Genomic DNA, 20678 nt, shown 5'->3' with positions numbered 1-20678 from the left:
TTTGGAGGACTTTTTATGCCTGAACAAGATAGCTTAACTTCATTACCACCCTTTTTTATGTCGTCAGTACCTAAAAGCGGCACTCATTTGCTGCATCAACTATTAAATGGGATACCTAACGTTTCCATGAATATCAACGATTCGATAAAGAAGTTTTTTCTTGGCGCAGTTCTTGCTTCTGATGCTTACTATGAAGCCTTATATCAAGATCATCGCTCTAGACTTAATCTGTTAAAAGAAAACGAGTTTGGGTTGGGACATGTTCGTTATTCTAGTAAATACGAAGATATGCTTAAAGAAGCGAATAAGAAGCATGTGTTTCTTTACAGAGACCCAAGAGATGTACTTGTTTCATTGGCTTATTTCATTGGTGAGAAATGGTTATTTCACCCTCTACATCATCAGTTTCAAACCACAACAGATGTTAAAGATCGACTACGGATGCTCATTCAGGGAGTGCCAGGACTATGGCCAGACTTCAACACATATATTTCGAGCTTTTATGGCTGGGTGGATGTGGAAGATGTTCACAAGATTCGTTTTGAACAACTTGTTGAATCCTCTAAGTCAAGGAGAGTAGCATTAGGAAAGCTACTTGACTTTTTGTATGATCATGCTTTACGAGATCAATTAAAGGAGCAGATTGTTAATGATATGATAGCCAATATTGATACGAGCAAATCGTTTACCTTCCGTTCAGGCAAGATCAGCGGTTGGAAGAGGGAATTTGATGAGGAACTTAAGGAGCTATTTAAGTCCCAGTCAAACTTACTATTAACGAATCTCGGTTATGAGACAGATGATAATTGGTAACAAAAAAAACACCTTTGCAAGGTGTTATTTTTGTACTCCAAGATCATTCATCATTTTTACGAAATTTGTGGAGTAGACGAGTGGACTTAAGTGCTCTTGTATATAAGAGAGTCCTGCAGAGCGTATTCGATCTCTAAGCACTTTATTGTTCATAAGATCAAAAGCTTGATTCACGGCTTTATTTAATTGATTTTCATCATAAAAAAGGCCAGTTTGCTCGTGGACGATGAAACTTCTTACACCATCTGAGTCCGTGGTGAGTACCGGACAACGGCAGCTAATTGCTTCAACAATAGCGTAACCGAATCCTTCTACTTTTGATGTTGAGCATAGGAAACCACCGGAGTCTCCAATTTTAGAATAATAACTTGCCATTTGGGAGTGGGGTACGTTTGAACGAATCGTTATTTTATTTGTTAATCCATAGCTTGCTATAAGAAGCTTGAAATCACTGCGTTCTTTCGGTGAAGCGAGTGCCGCATCTTCAAATATCCAGAACTGAATCGAAGGATTTCGCTTAGATATCAGGTTTGCAAGTTCAACAAACCCACGCCAATTCTTATTAGGTTCAAGCCGACCAACCCAGCCAATAATAGGTGCACCTTCCTTCTTAGTATCTACGTAAGTAAAGTTCTTGGTGTCAAAGCAATTATGGAAACAGTATTTCGGTTTGTTGGGAAAATAGTTTGTGCAAAGCTCCTTGAGATGCGATGTTTGTGGAAATAACAAAGCGTCAGCATTTGAAGTAATAATATTCTGTGCATTTCTCAACCAGTTATTTGCTTCAACCTTACTTCCTAGTCCCTGAACTTCGTAAATGATTCTTCCAGAATAACCAAGTTTTCTAAGTCGGGGGAGAAAAGAGTGATTTGAACAAACAATCACAGCATCGAACTGACCATGCTCTAGAATGGATTTGATTTCAAGATCTTTATTTGTTATATGGATAGGGATATTGACATTATTCTTCTTTCCTTCCCCGTCTTGAAGGTAAAGTAATTCACAATATATTCCTTGCTGTTGGAGTGCGAAGCAACGCTGCCGGTTTAACGTTTCAACTCCACCGCTTGGCACATAAAAAACAAACAATAATTTCATATCTAAGCTCCTTTTTGTTCGTTAGTTGTAGCTTATGTCGTGAGATTAGAAAAGTAGATTGATATTCGCCCGGGGTATCAAAAAATGAAAAAAAGCTGTTGATATGGTTATAAAGACCAGTCAGGTACAGAAGGACAACATATACTATCTTAACTTGTGTAGAAAGGAGACGGTTTTGATTGCCTGTTTTTAATCATGAAAAAAGTAAAATCCCTGGGTTCCTCTTAAACTCAGTTCCTAAAAGCGGTACACATCTTCTAAAACAAATATTGCTAGGTATTCCAGATACGTTTCACATTCCAGGAAACGTGATCTATGAAGGACTAGAGAAAGATCATAATAAGCATCTACAGACAATGAAAACACTTAGAGACAATGAAATTATAATGGGACATATTTATTATTCTGAACGATGGGCTAAATTGTTGTCGGATTATCAAATTAAGCAGGTCTTTATTATTAGAGATCTTCGTGACGTTGTCGTTTCGTTAACTTACTTTATTAAAAGTAAGCTTCCAGATCATCCTCTTTATCCTCTATTTACTCAACCTGGTACAACTCAGAAAGATTGCTATTTATCTCTCATAAATGGTGTGAAGACGAAAGACATAAAGTACGGTAATATTGCTGAATTTTTTCGTGATTTTAGTGGTTGGGTCAATCAAGGTGAAGTGTTGACTGTGACGTATGAAGAACTTATGGAGTCGACTCAATCGCGCCGTAAGAGTCTTCAACATATTGCACAATACTTAACAAAAGAACTAAATTATCCACTATCCATAAATGAAATGGTTCATCATATGGAAGCAAATATACTTCCGTCTCAGTCTCCAACTTTCCGTAAAGGTGGCATAGGCAGTTGGAAAGAAGAATTTGATGATGAAGTAAAAGAAGCTTTCAAAAAGGTTGCTGGAGATTTACTCATTCAACTTGGTTATGAAAAAAATCATGTTTGGTAAGAAGGGACGTTTAGTGAAAATGTTGCACAGTAATGATCAACTTCCTGCGTTTCTAATGACATCCATGCCAAAAAGCGGAACACACTTAATGAAACAGCTATTATTAGGTATACCTGGGGTATCTCACGATTTAAAAGATCGCTTTTATCCTGAGAAGACAATCATATTGATGGAGAAGCTGAAGAAGATTAATTCAAATCATTTTGGACAAGGGCACCTTTTCTATTCAAAGGAATTGTCGAACTCTCTTTCGGATGCATCGATTAAACATATCTTTATTAGTCGTGATCTCCGTGATGTCGTTGTCTCGTTTGCCTATTTTATAGAGAGCAAATATCCAGCTCATCCTCTTCATTCATATTTTACAGACCCAACAACTACACAAAAAGATAAGTACTTGGCATTGATAGAAGGGTTAGAGAAAGATGGTTTATCTTATCCGAACATTGCCAGCTGGGCAAGTTCCTATGAAGGATGGCTGTCTGACGAAAATACGCTTACAGTAACTTTTGAAGATTTAATGAGTTCGACTGAATCAATGGAGCGTCAGTTAATACGGATTGTTACGTATTTGTGGGAAGAGGCAATTTCTTCTTCTTACCATTCTGAATTGATTCAGTTAATGAAAACAAATCTTGATCCATCTGCATCTCCAACTTTTCGTAACGGACATATCGGAAACTGGAAAGAAGAATTTGATCATGAAGTGAAAAGTGCATTCAATCAAGTGGCAGGGGATTGGTTAATTCGGAACGGATATGAAAAAAATCAAGACTGGCTATGAATGACCAGCAATAACAAAGTGACATTCTATCGGGTGAATGTCACTTTGTTCCATATTTGGACAGTAAACCATATCATGCTTGAATTCACTTACATAATCTATCAGTAAGCTGTCCAAGAAGATTCGTGAAAGGAGAGAAAGATGAAGATTGTAACTGTACTCGGTACAAGACCGGAGATCATTCGCTTAAGTTTAATCATTAAGAAACTGGATCAATTAGCGGATCATCATGTTCTTGTGCATACCGGTCAAAATTTCACTCAAACCTTGAGTAATGTATTTTTTGAAGAACTAGATGTGAGGAAGCCAGATTATATCCTACACAATCAACAACAATCGTTAGGCGAACAATTAGCAACGATGTATAAAGAACTTGAAAAAATCTTCTTGAAAGAAAAGCCGGATAAAGTGCTTGTTCTTGGCGACACAAATAGTGCACTTAGCGCTATCCTTGCTGAGAGAATGGGAATTCCTGTAGTTCACATGGAAGCTGGAAACCGCTGTTTCGACTGGTCCGTTCCAGAAGAGAAAAATAGAAGAGTAATTGACGCAATTTCAACATTCAACCTCCCATATACACCACAAAGCAGAGAGAACTTACTGAAAGAAGGAATGGCAAGTAATCGCATTTATGTGTCAGGTAATCCGATCTACGAGGTCTTGAAACACCACGATAAAAAAATTGAGGCAAGCGCAATTTTGGATGAATTACAGCTAACAAAAGAATCCTATTTTCTTGTAACTGCACACAGAGCAGAAAATGTAGATAATGAGCACCATTTAACAGAAATACTCAAAGCACTTAATCTTGTTGCAGAAACTTACTCCATGCCGGTAATTTGTAGTATTCATCCTAGAACGCAAGCGAGGCTTAAACAGAGAGCTGATCTAACGATGCACTCTCTTGTAGAATTTCATGAACCATTTGGATTCTTTGATTTCGTTAAGCTTGAGAAACATGCTAGGTGTGTATTGACTGATAGCGGGACTGTACAAGAAGAGTGTTGCTTATTTCATGTACCAACTGTGACCATTCGAAGAACGACTGAAAGGCCAGAAACTATCGCGTGTGGCAGCAATATTGTTACAGGATTAAATGCAAAACACATTTTGCAATCTGTCAACGTTATGGTGAGTCAATCACCACAGTGGTTATTTCCAATCGGTTACACAGATGAAGATGTATCAGATAAAGTAGTTAAATTTCTAATGGGAGGGTTAACGATTGTTCCACAATAAAACAATATTAGTTACCGGAGGTACCGGTTCTTGGGGACATGAACTTGTGAAGCAGCTAGTAGACAAGCAGCCTAAAGAGATTCGCGTCTTCTCAAGGAACGAGTCAAGTCAGGTAGCGATGAAAAGAGAGTTTGACCAATATAAAACGCTAAAGTTCATCATAGGTGATATTAAGGAAAAAGATGCACTGATAGAAGCAACCAAAAACGTCGATTTTGTTTTTCATCTTGCTGCTCTAAAACATGTACCAGTTTGTGAGGATCAGCCGCTCGAGGCAATGAAAACAAATGTGATAGGAACGCAAAATGTCATCGATGCAGCCATTTTAAATGATGTTGAAAAAGTTATCTATATTTCAACTGATAAAGCAGCGAATCCCTCTAATTTCTACGGATTTACAAAGGCGATGGGTGAACGACTTATCATTCATGCAAATGTATTGAAATCCAACACGACGTTTGTTTGTGTAAGAGGCGGAAATGTTTTAGGGACGAATGGAAGTGTTATTCATGTGTTTAAAAACCATATTGAAGAGAAGGGCAAGATTGGAATAACGGATATGCGCATGACTCGCTTCTTTTTGACAATACAAGATGCGATTAAGTTGTTATTTAAAGCAACTTATGAAAGCAAAGGAGGCGAAATTTTCGTAATGAAAATGCCTACTTGTAAAATCGTAGATCTTGCTAAAGTTCTAATTGAAGATTCAGGTAAAGAAAATGTAGATATCGAAGTCCTTGGTATTCGTCCGGGTGAAAAACTGCATGAGCTACTATTCTCTGATTACGAAAGCCAAAGCACAGTGTATTTTGATCATGAGTATTTCGTCATTCTTCCAGCGATAACCGTTGACGGCCTCCAAGAATATTATGCCTCCTTTAAACCCGTAGACCTAGAAAACTATAATTCTGGTGAAAACTTAATGTCTCGTCAAGAGCTAAAAACGTTGTTACAAAAGGGTGGGTTTATCTCATGAAAATGCTCGTCCTAGGAGGCAAAGGGATGGCCGGGCATGTAATCGTTAAATATTTCAAGGAGAAAAAGGAATGGGATGTTGCTTATACGTCACGAGATCGAAGCGATCTTGACAGTCTGTATTTGGACGTGTTTATGCAATCCAAATTAGAAGAGCTAATTGATGACCTTAGACCAGATGTCGTTATTAATGCAATTGGGCTTTTAAATGATAAAGCAAATCGGAATAAAGCAGCAGCTTTTAAGGTAAACAGTCTCCTTCCTCATCAGATTTCTAAGCTAACTGAACGTTATGGTGGGAAGTTAGTTCACATTAGTACGGATTGCGTTTTTTCAGGAGCAAAGGGAGATTACACAGAGACTGATATGAGAGACGGCACCTCCATCTACGCGAAATCAAAGGCAGTTGGAGAGGTAATTAGTGATCGTCACCTTACCATTCGGACATCAATTATTGGCCCTGAATTAAAAGAAGATGGGATAGGCTTGTTTAAATGGTTCATGGACCAAACTGGTGAGATCAAAGGCTATCAAAAGATGCTTTGGAACGGGGTAACAACTCTTGAGCTTGCGAAGGCAATTGACGTTTTGCTGCAAGAACAAATCGTTGGCTTATACCATCTTGGGGCAGATAAGAAAATATCAAAGCATGATCTCTTAATTACAATTCAGAACGTCTTTCAGAAAGACGATGTTGTGATTGTTCCTGATGACGAGATCGTACTTGATCGCACGATAAAGAATACAAGAACGGATATTCACTATCATGTTCCTCCTTATAAAGAGATGCTAATTGAGCTGAGAAACTGGCTTGATCATGAATGAAGAATAAACCTACTATTCTTATAACCGGGGCATCAGGTTTCACAGGACAGCATGCGTGTCAGCATTTCGTGCAACTCGGCTGGCACGTAATTGCTGTCGTGCGAAAACATCACTTTGATCTTACAAGGGTTAAAGTCTGTAAATGTAATGTTACAGATAAATATGAGGTTACTGCCTTAATTAGTAAGGAGCAACCTGATTTTGTCCTCCACCTTGCAGGTTTAAATTCAGTTGCAGCATCCTGGGAAGATCCTGATCAATCGATTGAAGCAAATGTTCTATCCACGCTCTATCTTCTTGAAGCCGTACGTACAGAATCTCCAAGAACACGAGTGGTTGTTGTTGGCTCCGCTTTACAACACGATTTCATTAAAGATGGCCCTCCACCACACCCTTATAGCCTTAGCAAATCGATGCAGATGGTTATAGCAGAAAGTTGGGCTAGTTTATATAAGGTAAATGTCATACTCGCAAAACCTTCCAATTTAATCGGCCCTGGTAATTCAAATGGTGTTTGCTCTGTAATCGCTAGAAAAATCGTTCAAATGGAAGAAAAACAGCAAGTAGACGGCAAGCTATACTTGAACGATTTATCCATTCAACGAGATTTTCTAGATGTTAGAGATGTTATCACAGCATATGATTTATTATTGCAGTCTGGAGAAATTGGGAAAGTATATGAAATTGGATCAGGCAAAAGTCATGCACTTGAAGAAATTGTTCTCCATATGAAAAGGTTAACCAAAATAAATATCACTATTGAAGCAAAGGAAAACAGAAATAACGAACCTAAAGTTAAGATGACAATGAAAGATATCAATGCTCTTGGTTGGACTCCAACGCGTTCACTACATTCATCACTTAGCGACACGTTGAACTATTATAGAAATAGTACACCTGAGCAATAAGGAGGGGAAAGCTGTGGAGAAAGTATCAATTATCATTCCTTTTTATAATTGTGCTTACGTGGACCGCGCAATTAAATGTGCCCTTGCGCAAACGTATGAAAATATTGAAGTAATTGTCGTTAATGACGGATCTAAAGTAAATGAGGAGAAGTTGACACCTTTTTTAAACAAAGTTCGGTACATCAAGAAAGGAAATGGAGGTACTGGGAGTGCTTTAAATACTGGAATTCGAGCAGCAACAGGTAAGTATTTTAGTTGGTTAAGTTCAGATGATTTGTATAGACCAGATAAAGTAGAGAAACAATTGAACTTTATGAAACAACATCAAGCTTCTGTTAGCTATTCGAATTACGTCCTAATTGATGAGAATGATAAACCTAAAAGCGGAAATGTAGGTGTTTCGTTCCCAAATCGACTTCAGTTCTACAAAACATTAAAGGCTGGATGCCCTATTAATGGCTGTACAGTCATGATGAAGATGGATATATTTCAAGAGGTTGGCTTGTTTGATGAATCTCTTTCTTACGCACAGGATTATGATTTATGGCTTAGAGTCGTGCAAAAGTACGATTTTCATTACGTTGAGGAGCCTCTTGTGTTTTACAGGGTTCATGGAGAGATGGGCACAAAAAAACATGCCACTGATATTCCGAGAGAAATTCAGCTTGTGAGAAATCGATACAGAAAATCAATATTGGATCTAATCTTAAGGGAGACTACACCATGAAATTCACATTTCCAATTTTGACACTTTGTAAAGGTGGCGCACAGCGTATGCTTGCTGAAGTAACAAACGGACTTGTTGAACAGGGACATGAGGTTATCATTCTCATGCCACCACAAGGCGATGTGGAGTTTGATATTAAAGCGAAGCTCATTAGAACAAAGTCCCCAATGATTGTAGAAACAGATTATCCCAATAGTGATGTGATTGTTTCAAACTATTATTTAACTGTTCCGCAAGCCCAGCAGGCCAGCAAAAATGGAAAAGGAGTTCACGTTCGTTTTAGCCTTTGCTATGAGCCTGCTTTCTTGCCAGATAATCACATTACGTTCCCTACGTACCATGTAACACCGCGCATAATCGTTTTATCCAAATGGCACCGTGATTTAATCAAATTAAACCACGGAATATCAGGTGAAATTGTACCAGTAGGTGTTAGCTCTTCGTTTAAGAATCTCAACATAAGGAAACCGGATGATCAACTAGAAGTATCTGCTGTTATCCGTAAGGTTGAAGGAGGTTTTTCGTGGCATAGGGAGCAGACTTACTTAATTCAACAGCTTGAGATGGTTAAAAACCGCTATAACCATATTAAAATCAATTTCTTTTGTCCACCTGCCGAATTAGCTAGCTCATCTGATCTTCAAAAGCTGAAGAAAAACGGGAAATTCAGGTTCTATACACCTGCAGACGATACGGAGTTGTGCTATCACTACAATCAATCAGATATCTTTGTAAATTCGTCAACATACGACACAGCTTCACTTCCAGGTCTTGAAGCTATGAGGTGCGGAGCTGCTCTCGCAACAACATACGCAGGTGGAAACGCAGACTATTGTAGGCATGAGGAAAACTGTCTTATTTCATACAGATATGAAAATAAGCTCTCAGAGGATATCTTTCGACTCATTCATAACCCAAGGTTGCGTGAAAAATTAGCTAAACAGGGAGAACAGGATGCTGCTGCCTGGACTTGGACGAGAAGCGTTAATCTTTTCGAACAGGCAATCACTAAATTGGTTGCGATAAGTAGATGATACTGAAATGAAAATAGAAGCAGAACAATCACCTTTCAATACGAAAGGTGATATTTTTTGTTAATAAATAATAACCGTTGAAATGGATTAATCCTGAGTAGAGGGCTTCCAAGTTACTTTTCCACAGGATTTGCAACCGGATTTTTGTACTTGTTTTGCGGATTGCCCTCTCGGACGCCTCTTGGCTTGTTTATAAAGAGCTTGAATGTCCTTTTTCTTCACTAGAATCCTCCTTGTCAAAGAGTGTATTGACATAACATAGTTTATTCAACAAGAAGGAGTAGAGTGTACATTATGATTGTTTTTTATAATGAAACGGTTTGATAATCGATGTTTGTTTAGAGTTGTTCTGAAACTTGAAAGGGTTAAATTTCTCTTTATGGTTGTTATCGTTTGATTTAAATGGATTAAAAGGTTCTTCACTATGATCATCTTTTATCAAACTATTGCTCTTTGAAGAAGGAGTTAAATCAGAAGGTGGTTCGGGCCAATCTTCCTTGATTTGTTTATTATTTTCTAACTGAAATTGAGCAAATTCAGGGTTGATTCTAGAAAGTACAGTTGATACCAGTTCTCTATAATCTGAAATCAAAATTTCTGATACCGATTGAAATGACGAACGTAAGAAAGATTGAATAGTGATATAGCACAGCCACTCGGCTATATGTTGCTGCTCTAATGGATGAACTTCAAATTCATAAGTTGTGCTTGCAACAGGTAGCCAAATTCTCTTATGGATCGCTTTCTGTAGATCAGCCGATTGTGAAAGTAAAGGTTTCAAATAATAGGTCATGTTCATGAGCGTAAAAGTGATTTGAGCAGGAGGAATTTCTTTAAAAGAGACAGTGAGATGCAGACTGGAATATTGCTGTTCTTCTACTCCAGAAAAGGAGATGCCTGTATGTTGAAGAGCGATCGATACTTCTCTAAGCAACTGTTGATCTAATCCCTGAATGACAACATGACAATTCGCTAAACCAGGAAGTATTTCATTTGTTTCTCCATCCAGTAATAGCCCCCAATAGGGCAATATCAGACTCAGATCATCTCTCCTTTCCTCAGGCAAAGATATTATTCTTTTCCTTTTCCAATATATCGGTATCATGAATCATCCACTCCTTAATGATGGAAGTTGAATTAAATAAGCGTTTTAGGCATGCAAGACTCTTATAAATGAATCGTTCAAAAGAAGGTATAAATAGACTTTTAGAAAATTTGGGCAGCCTATACAGTTGCAAATCTTAGCTATCTCCATAATATGTAGTGAATCAACCTATAATGTGAAAGAAAGGAAGGAACGATATGGGTCACAAACCACATAAGAAACGCACCGTAGCTACAGCTGCTAATAGCTTGCAGGACGAGTGCATTCGCGTTCAAAAAGTATACGACTGGGTGACCGATCAGCTTTCTGTAAAGAAGACGATTGAATTTACAGATAAGCAGCTAAGAGAGATCGAATGCGCCATGGAAGATCCCAGCCGACGTCCGCTTCGTATTGTGTGTAATACACCAGAAGCGCCTCCGTTGTTCCCATTAACAGGAAGCGAGCACACTGGAGATGATTTCTTCTGTGAACAAATTGGAGAGAAAAGAGATGTTAGCGTACCTATTCCTGGAGGAGGGTTCGCAGATGCTCAGCTAGTTGATCTCCTCTTTACGACAGATGTGAAAGTTAAAGTAGTCGATCGTCATGGGAAGCTAGTTACACATTTAGATTGTAATGCATCTGTACTCGAATCATTTGTCCTTTGTTTTCCAAGTGGGACTCACCTTTACTGCAGAATTACGAAGATTGTTTGTCGAATTCCTTCAGGAACTGTGCTATTAAACTGTCCTGCTCCAGAATCATTTGATCTCGAGGTTATCTTCTGTGTAGATATTCAAGTTGAAGCTGAAGTTAAGCTAGAAGTGCTTGCTAAATTCTGTTCACCTCGTGATAACGACTTGTTAGCACCTGACTTAATCGATGAGTGTCCTACAATTGAATTCCCAGAGCAATGTCCTGATATCTTCCCGCGTCCAAACTGTGATTGCTCATTAAGTGGGGAAGCAAGTGGTGAAACTGACTCTGATGAAGAATCAGGTAACGTTACATTAAAAGTTAATATATGTGATGATTGTAGCCTGAATGGTAGCTCAATGAAGCTCAACTTCCATGATACAGACTCAAGTGATGGAAAGCGTGACTTTACTTTCACAGCTACTAGCTTCGATCAAGATACGCTTGAGTGTCAAGAGTGTGGCGAAGGATTGAAGTTCATCATTGAAGGATCTGGAGAGACCGATCGCGGTCGCGAGCTTGATTTTAAATTAGCTGTTGTAGACTCTGAAGAAGATCAGTGGTTCGAAGTGCATTTATTGAATCGTCGAGGCAAAGTTGTATTTAATACAGGAACAGTTGAAGTTGAAGAAGGCGAACTAGCGGTTGACGATTGCATCAGTTTTGAAGACCTAAAGTACAAAAGGCAACCATAAATGAAAAGTGCAGGAGAACGTATCCTGCACTTTTTTGTTATGAAAAGAGACATTCCTTTCATACATATATAATAGCAGGTGAGCTTCGGGTAGGGAGGGGGAGGAACAATGCAGGGAGAAAAGCTTAGCTACTCTCGTCTCATCACACGTACAAAATACTTTCAAGAAAAGTCATTGGAGCTTGAGAAAGAGCTCATTTTTGCTAATGATCAAATTGCTTCACTAGAGAAGCAAATTGAGTCAAGCAAGGAAAATGAGGATATTATTGTTCAGTTAAAAGAAGAATTAATTATGCTAAAGAAGGAGCTTGAGAAACAGTCAAATGAGCAGTCAATTTTGAAAACTGAATTAGAAGGAAAACAAAAGACTGTTTTTGAAGATAGCGGAAGCGAATCTCTAGCGAAAATCAAAAGTTATGAAGACCTTCTTGCGACAATGCAAGTTGAAATTAATGATAAAGATAAACGGCTTCAGCATTATCAGGGAAAGATTAAGAATCTTGAGAAACGCGCTCAGTACCAGGAGAACCATACTATAAATGAAGATGAAGAACAAAGTGAAGCGGTAGATGAATTGTATGCAATTAGTTATTTTAATACTTCACTTATACTCGATAAAAAACACTCCGTCATTATACGGGGAGATTTACAAATTGAGAACTGTGGAACGAAGAATTTACGAAATCCACTAGTATGTTTTCGTTTTCGACCAACTGAAACGGCGGTATTAAAAGGGAAAATTTATCCGATTGAACAAGCTGAGACGCGCTCACTTGACTCAAAGGAAGGTGTTCAATGGGTATTTCCTGATCATGACTGGTTAGAAAAAGCAAAGGATAAAGGTGAAATTTGGGTCTCACCACTTCATCCCGTCACACTGAAGCCAGGAGAGCAGATTGGTATAGAAAGTTTTCAAATTCCGATAAGGTCTGAATTTAAAGAACCGGTTATCATTGAAGGATTTGTGTATTTCCAAAAAGAAAACTATCGAATAAAAGTTTCGAATCAAATTGTCATTAGTTATTAAAGGTTCTTTTCGATTCGGAAAAGAGCTTTATTAAAAGAAAAAAATGTGCCCATACCCAGTTCCACCACTCTGCATAGGATACAGTGTATGAGGAGTATAATTTTGGGAGGGGACAGCATGTCTGAGAAGAAAAGAAAGCCAAAGGTTATTCATGTAGATAAAGTTATTATTAAAGCAAATGAAGTTATTATTCAAAATGATAACGATGATCACCGAGGAAGAGATGAGAGAGGTCAACGTCAAGACCCATGGTGGTATTTCGGCGTTAATGATGTAGATAGTGAGGACGATCATCACAAAGAATATAAAGATGAGGTCGAAGCTGATAGAGAAGATAAAGAAGACAAAGATGGTTTTTCCTGGTTTTAAGAGCAGAGTAATCTGCTCTTTTTTCCATTTTTATCTAGTCCAATTTCTGCAGAAAGATACCTTCATCTTGTTTCCACTCAAGAAGCAACACTTCTTCAGGATGATCAATATGATGTTCCCTTAACGTTTTATATAGCCATTCTTCATCTAAACCAGCTTCTTTAAGATTTCCATAGTCCACTTTTCCATCGGAAATGATAGACACAGATAAATAACCTCGCGTCGCTTTAAGGTCAAAGTCCTGCTTAGTAGCTTGTTGATAATCCGATTTCTTTAAGACACTTATGCTTCCGTTCGTTTCAAGTACAGCAAATTCAACTTCTTGGATGGAAAATACGTCTTTTTGTCTTAGAAGGTTTTGAAGTTGATTAATATCCAGTTTATTTTTTTTGAGCTGATCTCGTTTGATTTTCCCGTTATGAATTACAATAGAAGGGCTTCCTTCGAGGAATCCTCTTGTTCCACGAAATTTCTGAGTTATCCACTCTACAAAGTAAATAAGAATGCCCCAAAGAAAAACCGAATACATAATTGAGAAGATATTAACGTGTTTATCATAAATGGCATTTCCTACAAGTTCCCCAAGGACAAGGGAAGAAATGAAGTCGAAAGGTGTGATCTGAGTAATCTGCGTTTTGCCGAGAGACTTTGTTAATATGAGTAATGCAAGGAAACCAACGATCAGCTCCAGTGTTATCGATCCAATATTCAAAGGATCACCTTCTCCGTTTCAATTTGCTTTCTTAGCATGTGCGAAAGGAAGGTGAAATAATTATGATACATTTCATTTTTTTGAAGAGATATGCAATAAATTTAAAAGATAACAGAACATTTTCTTCTCAGTTTCATAGCACATAGTAGGGTGTACATAGCAAATAATTAAAACTTCCTAAAATCTTTCGCACCGAAATAACCATTCCTAATGTTGCGACCACTCCATTTGTGAGGAACATTTTCTCAATGAGTAAAAAATCCTGATATTCAATTAGATCATGATATAGAGGGTTATTATAATGGAGCTAAAGAAGGAGAAGGAGGGTTCCGAGTCTCGTTAACGTGGCTCAGCAAGCATGAGAACGCACCAATAAATTTCAGGGTGTAGTTAGCTTAAAAGAGTCACCATTCACAGAAGAAAATATGAATGGTAATTCAATTATTAAACTAAGGAATTAAATCGTATCAAAGAGTACTTCTTCTAAAAAAGTTCATTTTTATAGGGATTGAAAGGAGTGCTAAAAAGTGGGAAAAAAAAAGACACTGGCAATTACCAGTGTCATAGCTCTTTTATCATTGTAACGTGAGGAATTCCTGCGTCCATAAATTCTTCAGAAACTGTTTCATAGCCAAGCTTCTTGTAGAACCCAACCGCAGTCAATTGTGCGTTAAGCTTCGTTTTTGTAAGCTCCAATTTCTTTGCATGTTTTTCTATTGTAATCATTAGCTCTTGGCCAAGGCCCGTTTTTCTGTAAGAACTAAGCACGCATATTCTCTCGACTTTAGCCTTTTGATCCAATACTCTAAAGCGACCAGCAGCCACAGGAGTATGTTCATCATAAGCTACAAAATGAATTGCGTCTTTTTCGTTTTCATCGATTTCAAGCTCAGCCGGAACTTTTTGTTCTTCTACAAAAACGGTATATCTTACTTTAAAGGCATCATCTAACTCACTTTTCGATTCTACAACCTTTATGACCATTAGCGCACTTTGCCGAGGTGGAACGTTTCAAATACTGTCCACATTCCATTCTCAAGCTGGTATAAAAGCTGGAATCGATCAATCAATTCCTCATGATTTACTTCTTTCATTTTCATGCTACCATATACGTCAGAATGCTCATCATCAGAAAGGTTCTGAGCAATTGTAATATGAGGGACAAAGTTATAGTCTCTTTCTGACAACGCTTCTTCAGGATTCAACTGTCGATGTAAGTCATCTAGTATTTCGTTTTCTTTCACTTTAAGGTAAATGACATTATTAACAGGATTAAAAGATCCAACTTTATAAACATGCAAAGAAAAAGGTTTCGATTCATCAGAAATTTTGTGTAGAACAGGTGTTAGTTTCTGAATCTCTTCTTCTGTTGCTTCAAAGCCTTCCCTGAGCGTCAAGTGTGGTGGAATGAGCGCATAGTGCGGATCATAACGTTTACGGTATGAGTTAGCAACGTCTTGTAGTTTTTTCGATGGGAAAATTGCAATGCCGTATTTCATATTCCATTCCCTCCTGGTTGATGTACTCGATTGTCAAAGATGGACGAGTCATATAATGTTCCATTTATAATTATACCAAAAATTCAAAAATAAGAAATGGTAGAGGCACTTACAGTTTAAACATGTGCAAAAGCGCCCGCTTCATGTCCGGCTGCCAATGCTTCCAAAGATGGCCACCCTCAAATTCATCATAGAAATAATCAAAACCCTTATCCTTAATGATTTGATTTAACTCACGGTTTGGCTCAATAAAATTCTTCGTTTTACCATCGGTCGTCGGAACTTCCGTTTCTTCGGTTCCTATAACGTGATAAAGGTCTATTAGCTCTGGCTCAGGGAAATTCTTCACTTTGTCCATCATTTCTTCATTTACGAATGGAGAATGAAGAATGGCTTTGCCAAATGTACGCGGATAATCAAGTGCAGCTCGAAGTGCCACTGTAGCTGCAAGCGAATCACCAATTAATCCTCTGCCATAACCAAGATGGTAGGTTGCATATTCCTTATCTAAATACGGAACAAGTTCATTCGCAAGAAAACGTAAGTAATCATCGCTCTGCTCACCATCGGGATGATACTTTCTCCAGCGATCTTCCACACTCTTATAGGGAATACCTACAATGATTAGTTCTTCAATCTCATCATTTTCTATAAGCTCATCAGCCGTGCGACCAAGTCTGCCTAATTTAAAGTAATCGCTACCATCATTTGCGATTAGAAACGAATATTTATAAAGAGGTGAATAATTGTAAGGTAAGTAAACCTGAAATGGAATTTCTTCTTTTAGATAATCACTGTAAATTGTTTCATCTTTGTATGTACCTCTGTTCATGTCAGTGCCTCCTGTATCGTTGTTGAAAATTTGACGCGAATTTTAATCTCATTAGATAAGTAAATCAAGTTGGATAAGTGAAGATTAACTGGCTAACTTGGTTAGTTTGAAATTTTCACTTTATTTGACAATGCAATTTTCAAAAGTGATATAATGATTTTAACATAGATGTATTATGTGTTTACAGAGAGGGGTTTTATCATGAAGAAACGTGTGCATAGTAGAGAAACAGAGGCAGCAGCAAAAGCCCTAATTAAAGAGCGCGGTGTAACGATTGAGGATATTGCAGAAATTGTTTTCGAAATGCAATCCCCTTATGTTGATGATTTATCAATGGCTGACTGCATAGAAAGTGTGGAGGCTGTTCTTACGAAAAGAGAAATTCAGCATGCGGTGCTTGTAGGAATTGAACTGGACAAGCTCGCAGAACAAGGAAAGCTTTCAGAACCGCTTCAGTCAATTGTTGAAACGGATGAAGGCTTATTCGGCGTAGATGAAACGATTGCACTTGGTGCCGTATTTGGCTATGGTAGCATTGCCGTTACAACTTTTGGCCACCTTGATAAACAGAAGTTTGGTATCATCGAAAAGCTTGATACGAAAGAAGGCAATGGCGTTCATACTTTCCTAGATGACCTAATTGCTAGTATCGCAGCGAATGCTTCAAGTCGCCTTGCTCATAGATTAAGAGATCGTGAAGAAGCACTTGATAAAGAAGAGCGCGAGAAGAGAGATAAAGAAGAAAGAATAGGTTAATAGAGAGGGAGCACAATACTGTGCTCCCTGTATCATACTGTTTTATAAGAAAGTATTGACAGGAATTCAGTCTCTCGGGTATATTAATATATGTCTTAATTGATCCGTTAGCTCAGTTGGGAGAGCGCTACCTTGACAGGGTAGAGGTCGTTGGTTCGAGCCCAATACGGATCACCATACATAACTATTTCAAGCGGTATCTCGAATATTTCGAGATGCCGCTTTTTTATGCGTTGAGAAAGATTATTTGTTCTATAAAAATGGGTGGAAAATCTCTTAAATCTCTTACCTAATTAAGTTCCAATACTTTGCAATTTCTACCGTTTGTTTTATAATCCTAGTATCCGACTAAGAATAATAAGAAATAGATAGGAGGCATAGGTTTATGGCAAAAGTAGTTATCCAAGTAAATGAGACTGGTGATCTTTATTTTAGGAGAATTACTCAAAATATCATTAATCTGAAAAACAAACTCGGAGATAAATTAGTAGATTGTGAAGTTGTGGTATTTGGTGAGGGGTTAGGCCTTTTATTATCAAAAGATGAATTAGTTAATCAACGAATTCAATCTATTATTGAGTTGGATATTACGTTTATTGCATGTAGTAATACGCTTGAGAAAAAAAGTTTAAGTGTGCAGGACCTTGTTTGTAGTGTAGGTTCTGCTGGCTCAGGAATTGCTCATCTTGTTATGAGACAAACAGAAGGATGGGCTTATTTATCACTATAGAGAGAGGAGAGTGCAAGATGGCTTCAGTTGTTCAACTCGAAAACGTTTCATTTGGTTATAGAGACCATTCTTCTATTCTGCAAGATATAGATTTCTCTATAAATGAAAACTCATTTGTTTCTATTCTAGGCCCAAGTGGATGTGGTAAATCAACACTATTAAATTTAATTGCTGGTTTTCTTCCTAATTATTCAGGCTCAATCCAAATCGAGGGTAAACCAGTGAAAAAACCATCGAAAGATCAGGGCTTTGTCTTTCAAGATCTAGCTCTATTTCCATGGCTTACTGTATTCAAAAACGTAGAATTCGGATTGAGAATGCAGAACATCCCCAAAGGGACAAGAGAAGTGAAAGTACGGGATATGATTGAATTAGTAGGTCTTACTGCTTATTCTAGTTTTCCTATTTCATCTTTGTCTGGTGGTATGAAACAACGCGTCGCTCTTGCAAGAACCCTTGTAACTGAACCAGGTCTTCTTCTTTTGGATGAGCCCTTTAGTGCTTTAGACGCTCAAACAAGAGATGTTCTTCAGGAAGAGCTACTCACCTTACATAATAATGTAAAGACGACTACGATTCTCGTGACTCATAGTATTGATGAAGCAATCTACCTCTCAGATCAAATTGTGCTTCTCTCAAAGAACGGATCCGTTAAAGAGATCGTAAACATTGATTTAGAAAAGCCTAGAGACAGATCGTCTTCTCACTATAATGAATACCAAAGAAAGCTCTACGAATTTTTAAGGAACGAACGACAATCATTGAATGAAGGAGTAATCTAATGAAGAACTATTTATATGTTTTAGCGCTTGCTACCATGATGCTTCTATCTGCTTGCGGAGGGAATAGTACAAGTTCGAAGTCAAGTAACGAATCATCCGATAAACCAGAATTGAACATTGGATATGTATCGATTCTCGCGAATGCGCCAGGAATTGTAGCAGACAAGGAAGGTTTTTTTGATGAAAAACTACAGGCGGAGACGTATGGATTTAATTCGGGTCCAGAACTTTACCAAGCACTAGCTTCTGGTGATTTGGATATCGCTTATGCAGGTGTTCCTGCCCTTGTTAATTGGTCATCACGTGGGCTTCCAGTGAAAGTAATAGCTAAAGTCAACGAAGGAAAGGTTGGGGTGGTAGTAAACAGTAATTCAGACATTACATCTGTAAGTCAGCTTAAAAATGAAGTTATTGCGGGTGTTAAGAGCGGAAGTGGAGTAGACATTATTACAAAAGGACTTATTTTACCTGAAGCAGGACTCACACATGAAGATGTTACGATTCAGGAATTTAAGCAAACGAACATTGAAGCTGCGATCGATTCAGAGCAAGCAAAAGCGGGGATATTGAATGAACCTTTTCTTACTTATTCATTATTACGTGGTAAAGAACAGATTGCAGAAGCAAATGACCCCGCTCTTGTGATTGTTGTTACAGAAGATGCACTAAAAAATAAGCCAAAAGCTGTTAGTGAATTCATGAACGTTCACCAATCCACAATTGAATACTTAAATGAAGATCAAGAGAAAGCAAATAAAGTCCTTGTCGACGTCTTTAATATTGCACAAGTTGAAGATGTACCACCAGAAGAAGTAATTGCAAAAGCAAAGGAAAAAATGGTCTTTGAGTGGCAGTTTAACAAGGAGGATTTTCAGTACTATCAGCAACTTGCAGACGCAGCTTATGAACTTGGTTACGTAAATAAGAAAGTTGATGTGCAGGAATTGTTGGATCTCACTTTTGTTGAAGGAGTCGTAAAGGATGAGTAAGTGGAAGATGAGCTGGCTAGCCATTCCGTTTGTTCTCATCATTTGGTCAGCGGTATCTGCTCAATACCCTTCCTATCTATTTCCTGGACCTATTGATGTATTGAACGAAGCCGTTAGTCAGTGGCAAAAAGGAGAGCTTACTAACCACATAATCGTAAGTCTAAAGCGATTAATCATTGGATTTGTTCTATCTGCAATTATGGCATTTATAGTGGGGATATTTGCAGGAGCATCACGGCATTTTCGAGAGTTTCTAACGCCACTCGTTACGTATTTTCAAGCAACGCCTCCAATGGCATGGGCACCGTTGCTTATCATTTTACTTGGTCTAGGAGACGCTCCTATGATCGCTGTAATTATTATTGCTTCGTTTTTTCCAATTCTAATTAATGTTATTCAAGGAATGAATCACATTCCTGCTTCGCATATACGTGCAGCGCAATCGCTAGGAGCAAAAAGCTGGAAGCTTGCAATTTATGTATATCTTCCAGAGATTATTCCTGCTGCAATTAGTGGCATTTATGTTGGTTTTGCCATTTCGTGGCGCTCATTAGTAGCTGCCGAAATGATTGGCGGTAATTCAGGTATTGGTTATTTCATTGCCTTTAATGGGCAAATCGGAAATGCTTCTTCCGTCTTATTAGGCATTCTATTAATTGGTTTCCTTGCCTTGTTTATGGATTACCTCTTATTAAAGCCTCTTCATAAACGTTTTGCTAGTTGGGCGGTTAGAAGTTAGAGCTAATGTAGTATTATATGGACTACGTATAAGAGGAGTATCTCAAAAAATATTGAGATACTCCTCTTAATTTAGACCTAACCATCTAGACAAAGTTAAAACTCAGGTAGATGATCCAGGTTATTTTCTTTTGTGCTATCAGGCTCGCTTCTAATAATGTCTCGCCCATATTTTTGAAACACGTCAACTCCAGCTAGCGTTCCATTGTTCGCTGCTTCTAATGCTTGCAAATAATCAAGCTCTTCCCCTGTATTTGTTTGAAACGCAATTAGGTCACCATCATCATTTTTCCGAACTGCTGTAATTCTCATGCCATCTGTATTCTCTAAAGGTTTTATCTCTCGAGAAGGTTGTCCATTATTTAGATAATCTTGATAAGCTTTGTCAAAGCGATCCATCTTTTC

24 protein-coding genes and 1 tRNA gene are annotated in these 20678 nt (G+C 38.0%); 18 read left to right on the top strand and 7 right to left on the bottom strand.

Annotation, left to right across the window (positions count from 1 at the left end; translation table 11 throughout):
- Positions 1-15 precede the first annotated feature (15 nt).
- The gene (locus FBF83_RS03430) at positions 16-813 is read left to right on the top strand and encodes a sulfotransferase domain-containing protein (protein ID WP_169525157.1); all 798 of its coding nucleotides are present in this window, start codon (positions 16-18) and stop codon (positions 811-813) included.
- A 24-nt stretch (positions 814-837) separates the two neighbouring features.
- On the opposite strand, the gene FBF83_RS03425 is transcribed toward FBF83_RS03430, so the two are convergent.
- The gene (locus tag FBF83_RS03425; protein ID WP_136945718.1) at positions 838-1911 is read right to left on the bottom strand and encodes a glycosyltransferase family 4 protein; all 1074 of its coding nucleotides are present in this window, start codon (positions 1909-1911) and stop codon (positions 838-840) included.
- Between the two features lie 179 nt (positions 1912-2090).
- On the opposite strand from FBF83_RS03425, the gene FBF83_RS03420 reads away from it, so the two are divergent.
- The 8 genes from FBF83_RS03420 (at position 2091) to FBF83_RS03385 (ending at position 9362) form a co-directional block, all read left to right on the top strand.
- Entirely contained in the window at positions 2091-2870 is a 780-nt protein-coding gene (locus tag FBF83_RS03420; protein WP_136945717.1) for a sulfotransferase domain-containing protein, read from the top strand.
- A gap of 19 nt (positions 2871-2889) precedes the next feature.
- Positions 2890-3654, top strand: a complete 765-nt coding sequence (locus FBF83_RS03415) for a sulfotransferase domain-containing protein (protein ID WP_240688016.1) — start codon at positions 2890-2892, stop codon at positions 3652-3654.
- 141 nt (positions 3655-3795) lie between these two features.
- The gene (gene wecB, locus FBF83_RS03410; protein WP_136945715.1) at positions 3796-4893 is read left to right on the top strand and encodes a non-hydrolyzing UDP-N-acetylglucosamine 2-epimerase; all 1098 of its coding nucleotides are present in this window, start codon (positions 3796-3798) and stop codon (positions 4891-4893) included.
- Complete coding sequence (locus tag FBF83_RS03405; protein ID WP_136945714.1) at positions 4880-5869, top strand: polysaccharide biosynthesis protein; 990 nt, start codon at positions 4880-4882, stop codon at positions 5867-5869. The genes wecB and FBF83_RS03405 overlap by 14 nt, the downstream gene beginning before the upstream one ends.
- A complete protein-coding gene (locus FBF83_RS03400; protein ID WP_136945713.1) occupies positions 5866-6693 on the top strand; it encodes a dTDP-4-dehydrorhamnose reductase family protein in 828 nt (275 codons plus the stop codon). Before FBF83_RS03405 ends, FBF83_RS03400 begins: the two co-directional genes overlap by 4 nt.
- A complete protein-coding gene (locus FBF83_RS03395; protein WP_136945712.1) occupies positions 6690-7601 on the top strand; it encodes an NAD-dependent epimerase/dehydratase family protein in 912 nt (303 codons plus the stop codon). The genes FBF83_RS03400 and FBF83_RS03395 overlap by 4 nt, the downstream gene beginning before the upstream one ends.
- A 13-nt stretch (positions 7602-7614) precedes the next feature.
- Complete coding sequence (locus FBF83_RS03390; RefSeq protein ID WP_136945711.1) at positions 7615-8328, top strand: glycosyltransferase; 714 nt, start codon at positions 7615-7617, stop codon at positions 8326-8328.
- Positions 8325-9362, top strand: coding sequence for a glycosyltransferase family 4 protein (locus FBF83_RS03385; protein ID WP_136945710.1), 1038 nt, complete (start codon positions 8325-8327; stop codon positions 9360-9362). Before FBF83_RS03390 ends, FBF83_RS03385 begins: the two co-directional genes overlap by 4 nt.
- 292 nt (positions 9363-9654) lie before the next feature.
- On the opposite strand, the gene FBF83_RS03380 is transcribed toward FBF83_RS03385, so the two are convergent.
- Positions 9655-10467 (bottom strand): hypothetical protein, encoded by an 813-nt coding sequence (locus tag FBF83_RS03380; protein ID WP_136945709.1) that lies wholly within the window; start codon positions 10465-10467, stop codon positions 9655-9657.
- Between the two features lie 197 nt (positions 10468-10664).
- Here FBF83_RS03380 and FBF83_RS03375 point away from each other — a divergent pair, with 197 nt between their 5' ends.
- The 3 genes from FBF83_RS03375 (at position 10665) to FBF83_RS03365 (ending at position 13235) form a co-directional block, all read left to right on the top strand.
- The gene (locus FBF83_RS03375) at positions 10665-11840 is read left to right on the top strand and encodes a hypothetical protein (RefSeq protein ID WP_136945708.1); all 1176 of its coding nucleotides are present in this window, start codon (positions 10665-10667) and stop codon (positions 11838-11840) included.
- 108 nt (positions 11841-11948) lie between these two features.
- Entirely contained in the window at positions 11949-12866 is a 918-nt protein-coding gene (locus FBF83_RS03370; RefSeq protein ID WP_136945707.1) for a hypothetical protein, read from the top strand.
- A gap of 117 nt (positions 12867-12983) precedes the next feature.
- Complete coding sequence (locus FBF83_RS03365) at positions 12984-13235, top strand: hypothetical protein (RefSeq protein WP_136945706.1); 252 nt, start codon at positions 12984-12986, stop codon at positions 13233-13235.
- Positions 13236-13269: 34 nt separating this feature from the next.
- Here the strand turns inward: FBF83_RS03365 and FBF83_RS03360 are convergent, their stop codons facing one another.
- From FBF83_RS03360 to FBF83_RS03345, 4 genes are all read right to left on the bottom strand, one after another.
- Positions 13270-13947, bottom strand: coding sequence for a DUF421 domain-containing protein (locus FBF83_RS03360; protein ID WP_136945705.1), 678 nt, complete (start codon positions 13945-13947; stop codon positions 13270-13272).
- Between the two features lie 561 nt (positions 13948-14508).
- The gene (locus FBF83_RS03355) at positions 14509-14931 is read right to left on the bottom strand and encodes a GNAT family N-acetyltransferase (RefSeq protein ID WP_136945704.1); all 423 of its coding nucleotides are present in this window, start codon (positions 14929-14931) and stop codon (positions 14509-14511) included.
- Positions 14931-15446, bottom strand: coding sequence for a YjcG family protein (locus FBF83_RS03350; RefSeq protein ID WP_136945703.1), 516 nt, complete (start codon positions 15444-15446; stop codon positions 14931-14933). The genes FBF83_RS03355 and FBF83_RS03350 overlap by 1 nt, the downstream gene beginning before the upstream one ends.
- Positions 15447-15555: 109 nt before the next feature.
- Positions 15556-16278 (bottom strand): alpha/beta hydrolase, encoded by a 723-nt coding sequence (locus FBF83_RS03345; protein ID WP_136945702.1) that lies wholly within the window; start codon positions 16276-16278, stop codon positions 15556-15558.
- Positions 16279-16479: 201 nt separating this feature from the next.
- On the opposite strand from FBF83_RS03345, the gene FBF83_RS03340 reads away from it, so the two are divergent.
- From FBF83_RS03340 to FBF83_RS03315, 6 genes are all read left to right on the top strand, one after another.
- Positions 16480-17034: a phosphatidylglycerophosphatase A gene (locus tag FBF83_RS03340; RefSeq protein WP_136945701.1), complete on the top strand. Its 555-nt coding sequence runs from the start codon at positions 16480-16482 to the stop codon at positions 17032-17034.
- A gap of 101 nt (positions 17035-17135) precedes the next feature.
- Positions 17136-17211 (top strand) — tRNA-Val (locus FBF83_RS03335).
- Positions 17212-17419: 208 nt separating this feature from the next.
- The gene (locus tag FBF83_RS03330; RefSeq protein WP_136945700.1) at positions 17420-17764 is read left to right on the top strand and encodes a DsrE family protein; all 345 of its coding nucleotides are present in this window, start codon (positions 17420-17422) and stop codon (positions 17762-17764) included.
- Positions 17765-17781: 17 nt separating this feature from the next.
- A complete protein-coding gene (locus FBF83_RS03325) occupies positions 17782-18546 on the top strand; it encodes an ABC transporter ATP-binding protein (protein WP_169525154.1) in 765 nt (254 codons plus the stop codon).
- Positions 18546-19535, top strand: coding sequence for an ABC transporter substrate-binding protein (locus FBF83_RS03320; RefSeq protein WP_136945698.1), 990 nt, complete (start codon positions 18546-18548; stop codon positions 19533-19535). The genes FBF83_RS03325 and FBF83_RS03320 overlap by 1 nt, the downstream gene beginning before the upstream one ends.
- Positions 19528-20274 (top strand): ABC transporter permease, encoded by a 747-nt coding sequence (locus FBF83_RS03315; protein WP_136945697.1) that lies wholly within the window; start codon positions 19528-19530, stop codon positions 20272-20274. The genes FBF83_RS03320 and FBF83_RS03315 overlap by 8 nt, the downstream gene beginning before the upstream one ends.
- Before the next feature lie 95 nt (positions 20275-20369).
- On the opposite strand, the gene FBF83_RS03310 is transcribed toward FBF83_RS03315, so the two are convergent.
- Complete coding sequence (locus tag FBF83_RS03310; protein ID WP_136945696.1) at positions 20370-20672, bottom strand: DUF3892 domain-containing protein; 303 nt, start codon at positions 20670-20672, stop codon at positions 20370-20372.
- Positions 20673-20678 lie beyond the last annotated feature (6 nt).

The sequence above is a fragment of the Guptibacillus hwajinpoensis genome (assembly GCF_005144865.1).
Taxonomy (GTDB): domain Bacteria; phylum Bacillota; class Bacilli; order Bacillales; family Guptibacillaceae; genus Guptibacillus; species Guptibacillus hwajinpoensis_A.
This window is presented reverse-complemented; position numbering and strand designations above follow the sequence as displayed.

Bases quoted from the DNA above. Each gene is read 5' to 3' on its own strand.
- FBF83_RS03430 (WP_169525157.1), top strand. From the start codon at position 16: ATGCCTGAACAAGATAGCTTAACTTCATTACCACCCTTTTTTATGTCG.
- FBF83_RS03425 (WP_136945718.1), bottom strand. From the start codon at position 1,911: ATGAAATTATTGTTTGTTTTTTATGTGCCAAGCGGTGGAGTTGAAACG.
- FBF83_RS03415 (WP_240688016.1), top strand. From the start codon at position 2,890: ATGTTGCACAGTAATGATCAACTTCCTGCGTTTCTAATGACATCCATG.
- wecB (WP_136945715.1), top strand. From the start codon at position 3,796: ATGAAGATTGTAACTGTACTCGGTACAAGACCGGAGATCATTCGCTTA.
- FBF83_RS03400 (WP_136945713.1), top strand. From the start codon at position 5,866: ATGAAAATGCTCGTCCTAGGAGGCAAAGGGATGGCCGGGCATGTAATC.
- FBF83_RS03395 (WP_136945712.1), top strand. From the start codon at position 6,690: ATGAAGAATAAACCTACTATTCTTATAACCGGGGCATCAGGTTTCACA.
- FBF83_RS03385 (WP_136945710.1), top strand. From the start codon at position 8,325: ATGAAATTCACATTTCCAATTTTGACACTTTGTAAAGGTGGCGCACAG.
- FBF83_RS03380 (WP_136945709.1), bottom strand. From the start codon at position 10,467: ATGATACCGATATATTGGAAAAGGAAAAGAATAATATCTTTGCCTGAG.
- FBF83_RS03375 (WP_136945708.1), top strand. From the start codon at position 10,665: ATGGGTCACAAACCACATAAGAAACGCACCGTAGCTACAGCTGCTAAT.
- FBF83_RS03370 (WP_136945707.1), top strand. From the start codon at position 11,949: ATGCAGGGAGAAAAGCTTAGCTACTCTCGTCTCATCACACGTACAAAA.
- FBF83_RS03365 (WP_136945706.1), top strand. From the start codon at position 12,984: ATGTCTGAGAAGAAAAGAAAGCCAAAGGTTATTCATGTAGATAAAGTT.
- FBF83_RS03355 (WP_136945704.1), bottom strand. From the start codon at position 14,931: ATGGTCATAAAGGTTGTAGAATCGAAAAGTGAGTTAGATGATGCCTTT.
- FBF83_RS03350 (WP_136945703.1), bottom strand. From the start codon at position 15,446: ATGAAATACGGCATTGCAATTTTCCCATCGAAAAAACTACAAGACGTT.
- FBF83_RS03345 (WP_136945702.1), bottom strand. From the start codon at position 16,278: ATGAACAGAGGTACATACAAAGATGAAACAATTTACAGTGATTATCTA.
- FBF83_RS03340 (WP_136945701.1), top strand. From the start codon at position 16,480: ATGAAGAAACGTGTGCATAGTAGAGAAACAGAGGCAGCAGCAAAAGCC.
- FBF83_RS03330 (WP_136945700.1), top strand. From the start codon at position 17,420: ATGGCAAAAGTAGTTATCCAAGTAAATGAGACTGGTGATCTTTATTTT.
- FBF83_RS03325 (WP_169525154.1), top strand. From the start codon at position 17,782: ATGGCTTCAGTTGTTCAACTCGAAAACGTTTCATTTGGTTATAGAGAC.
- FBF83_RS03320 (WP_136945698.1), top strand. From the start codon at position 18,546: ATGAAGAACTATTTATATGTTTTAGCGCTTGCTACCATGATGCTTCTA.
- FBF83_RS03315 (WP_136945697.1), top strand. From the start codon at position 19,528: ATGAGTAAGTGGAAGATGAGCTGGCTAGCCATTCCGTTTGTTCTCATC.
- FBF83_RS03310 (WP_136945696.1), bottom strand. From the start codon at position 20,672: ATGGATCGCTTTGACAAAGCTTATCAAGATTATCTAAATAATGGACAA.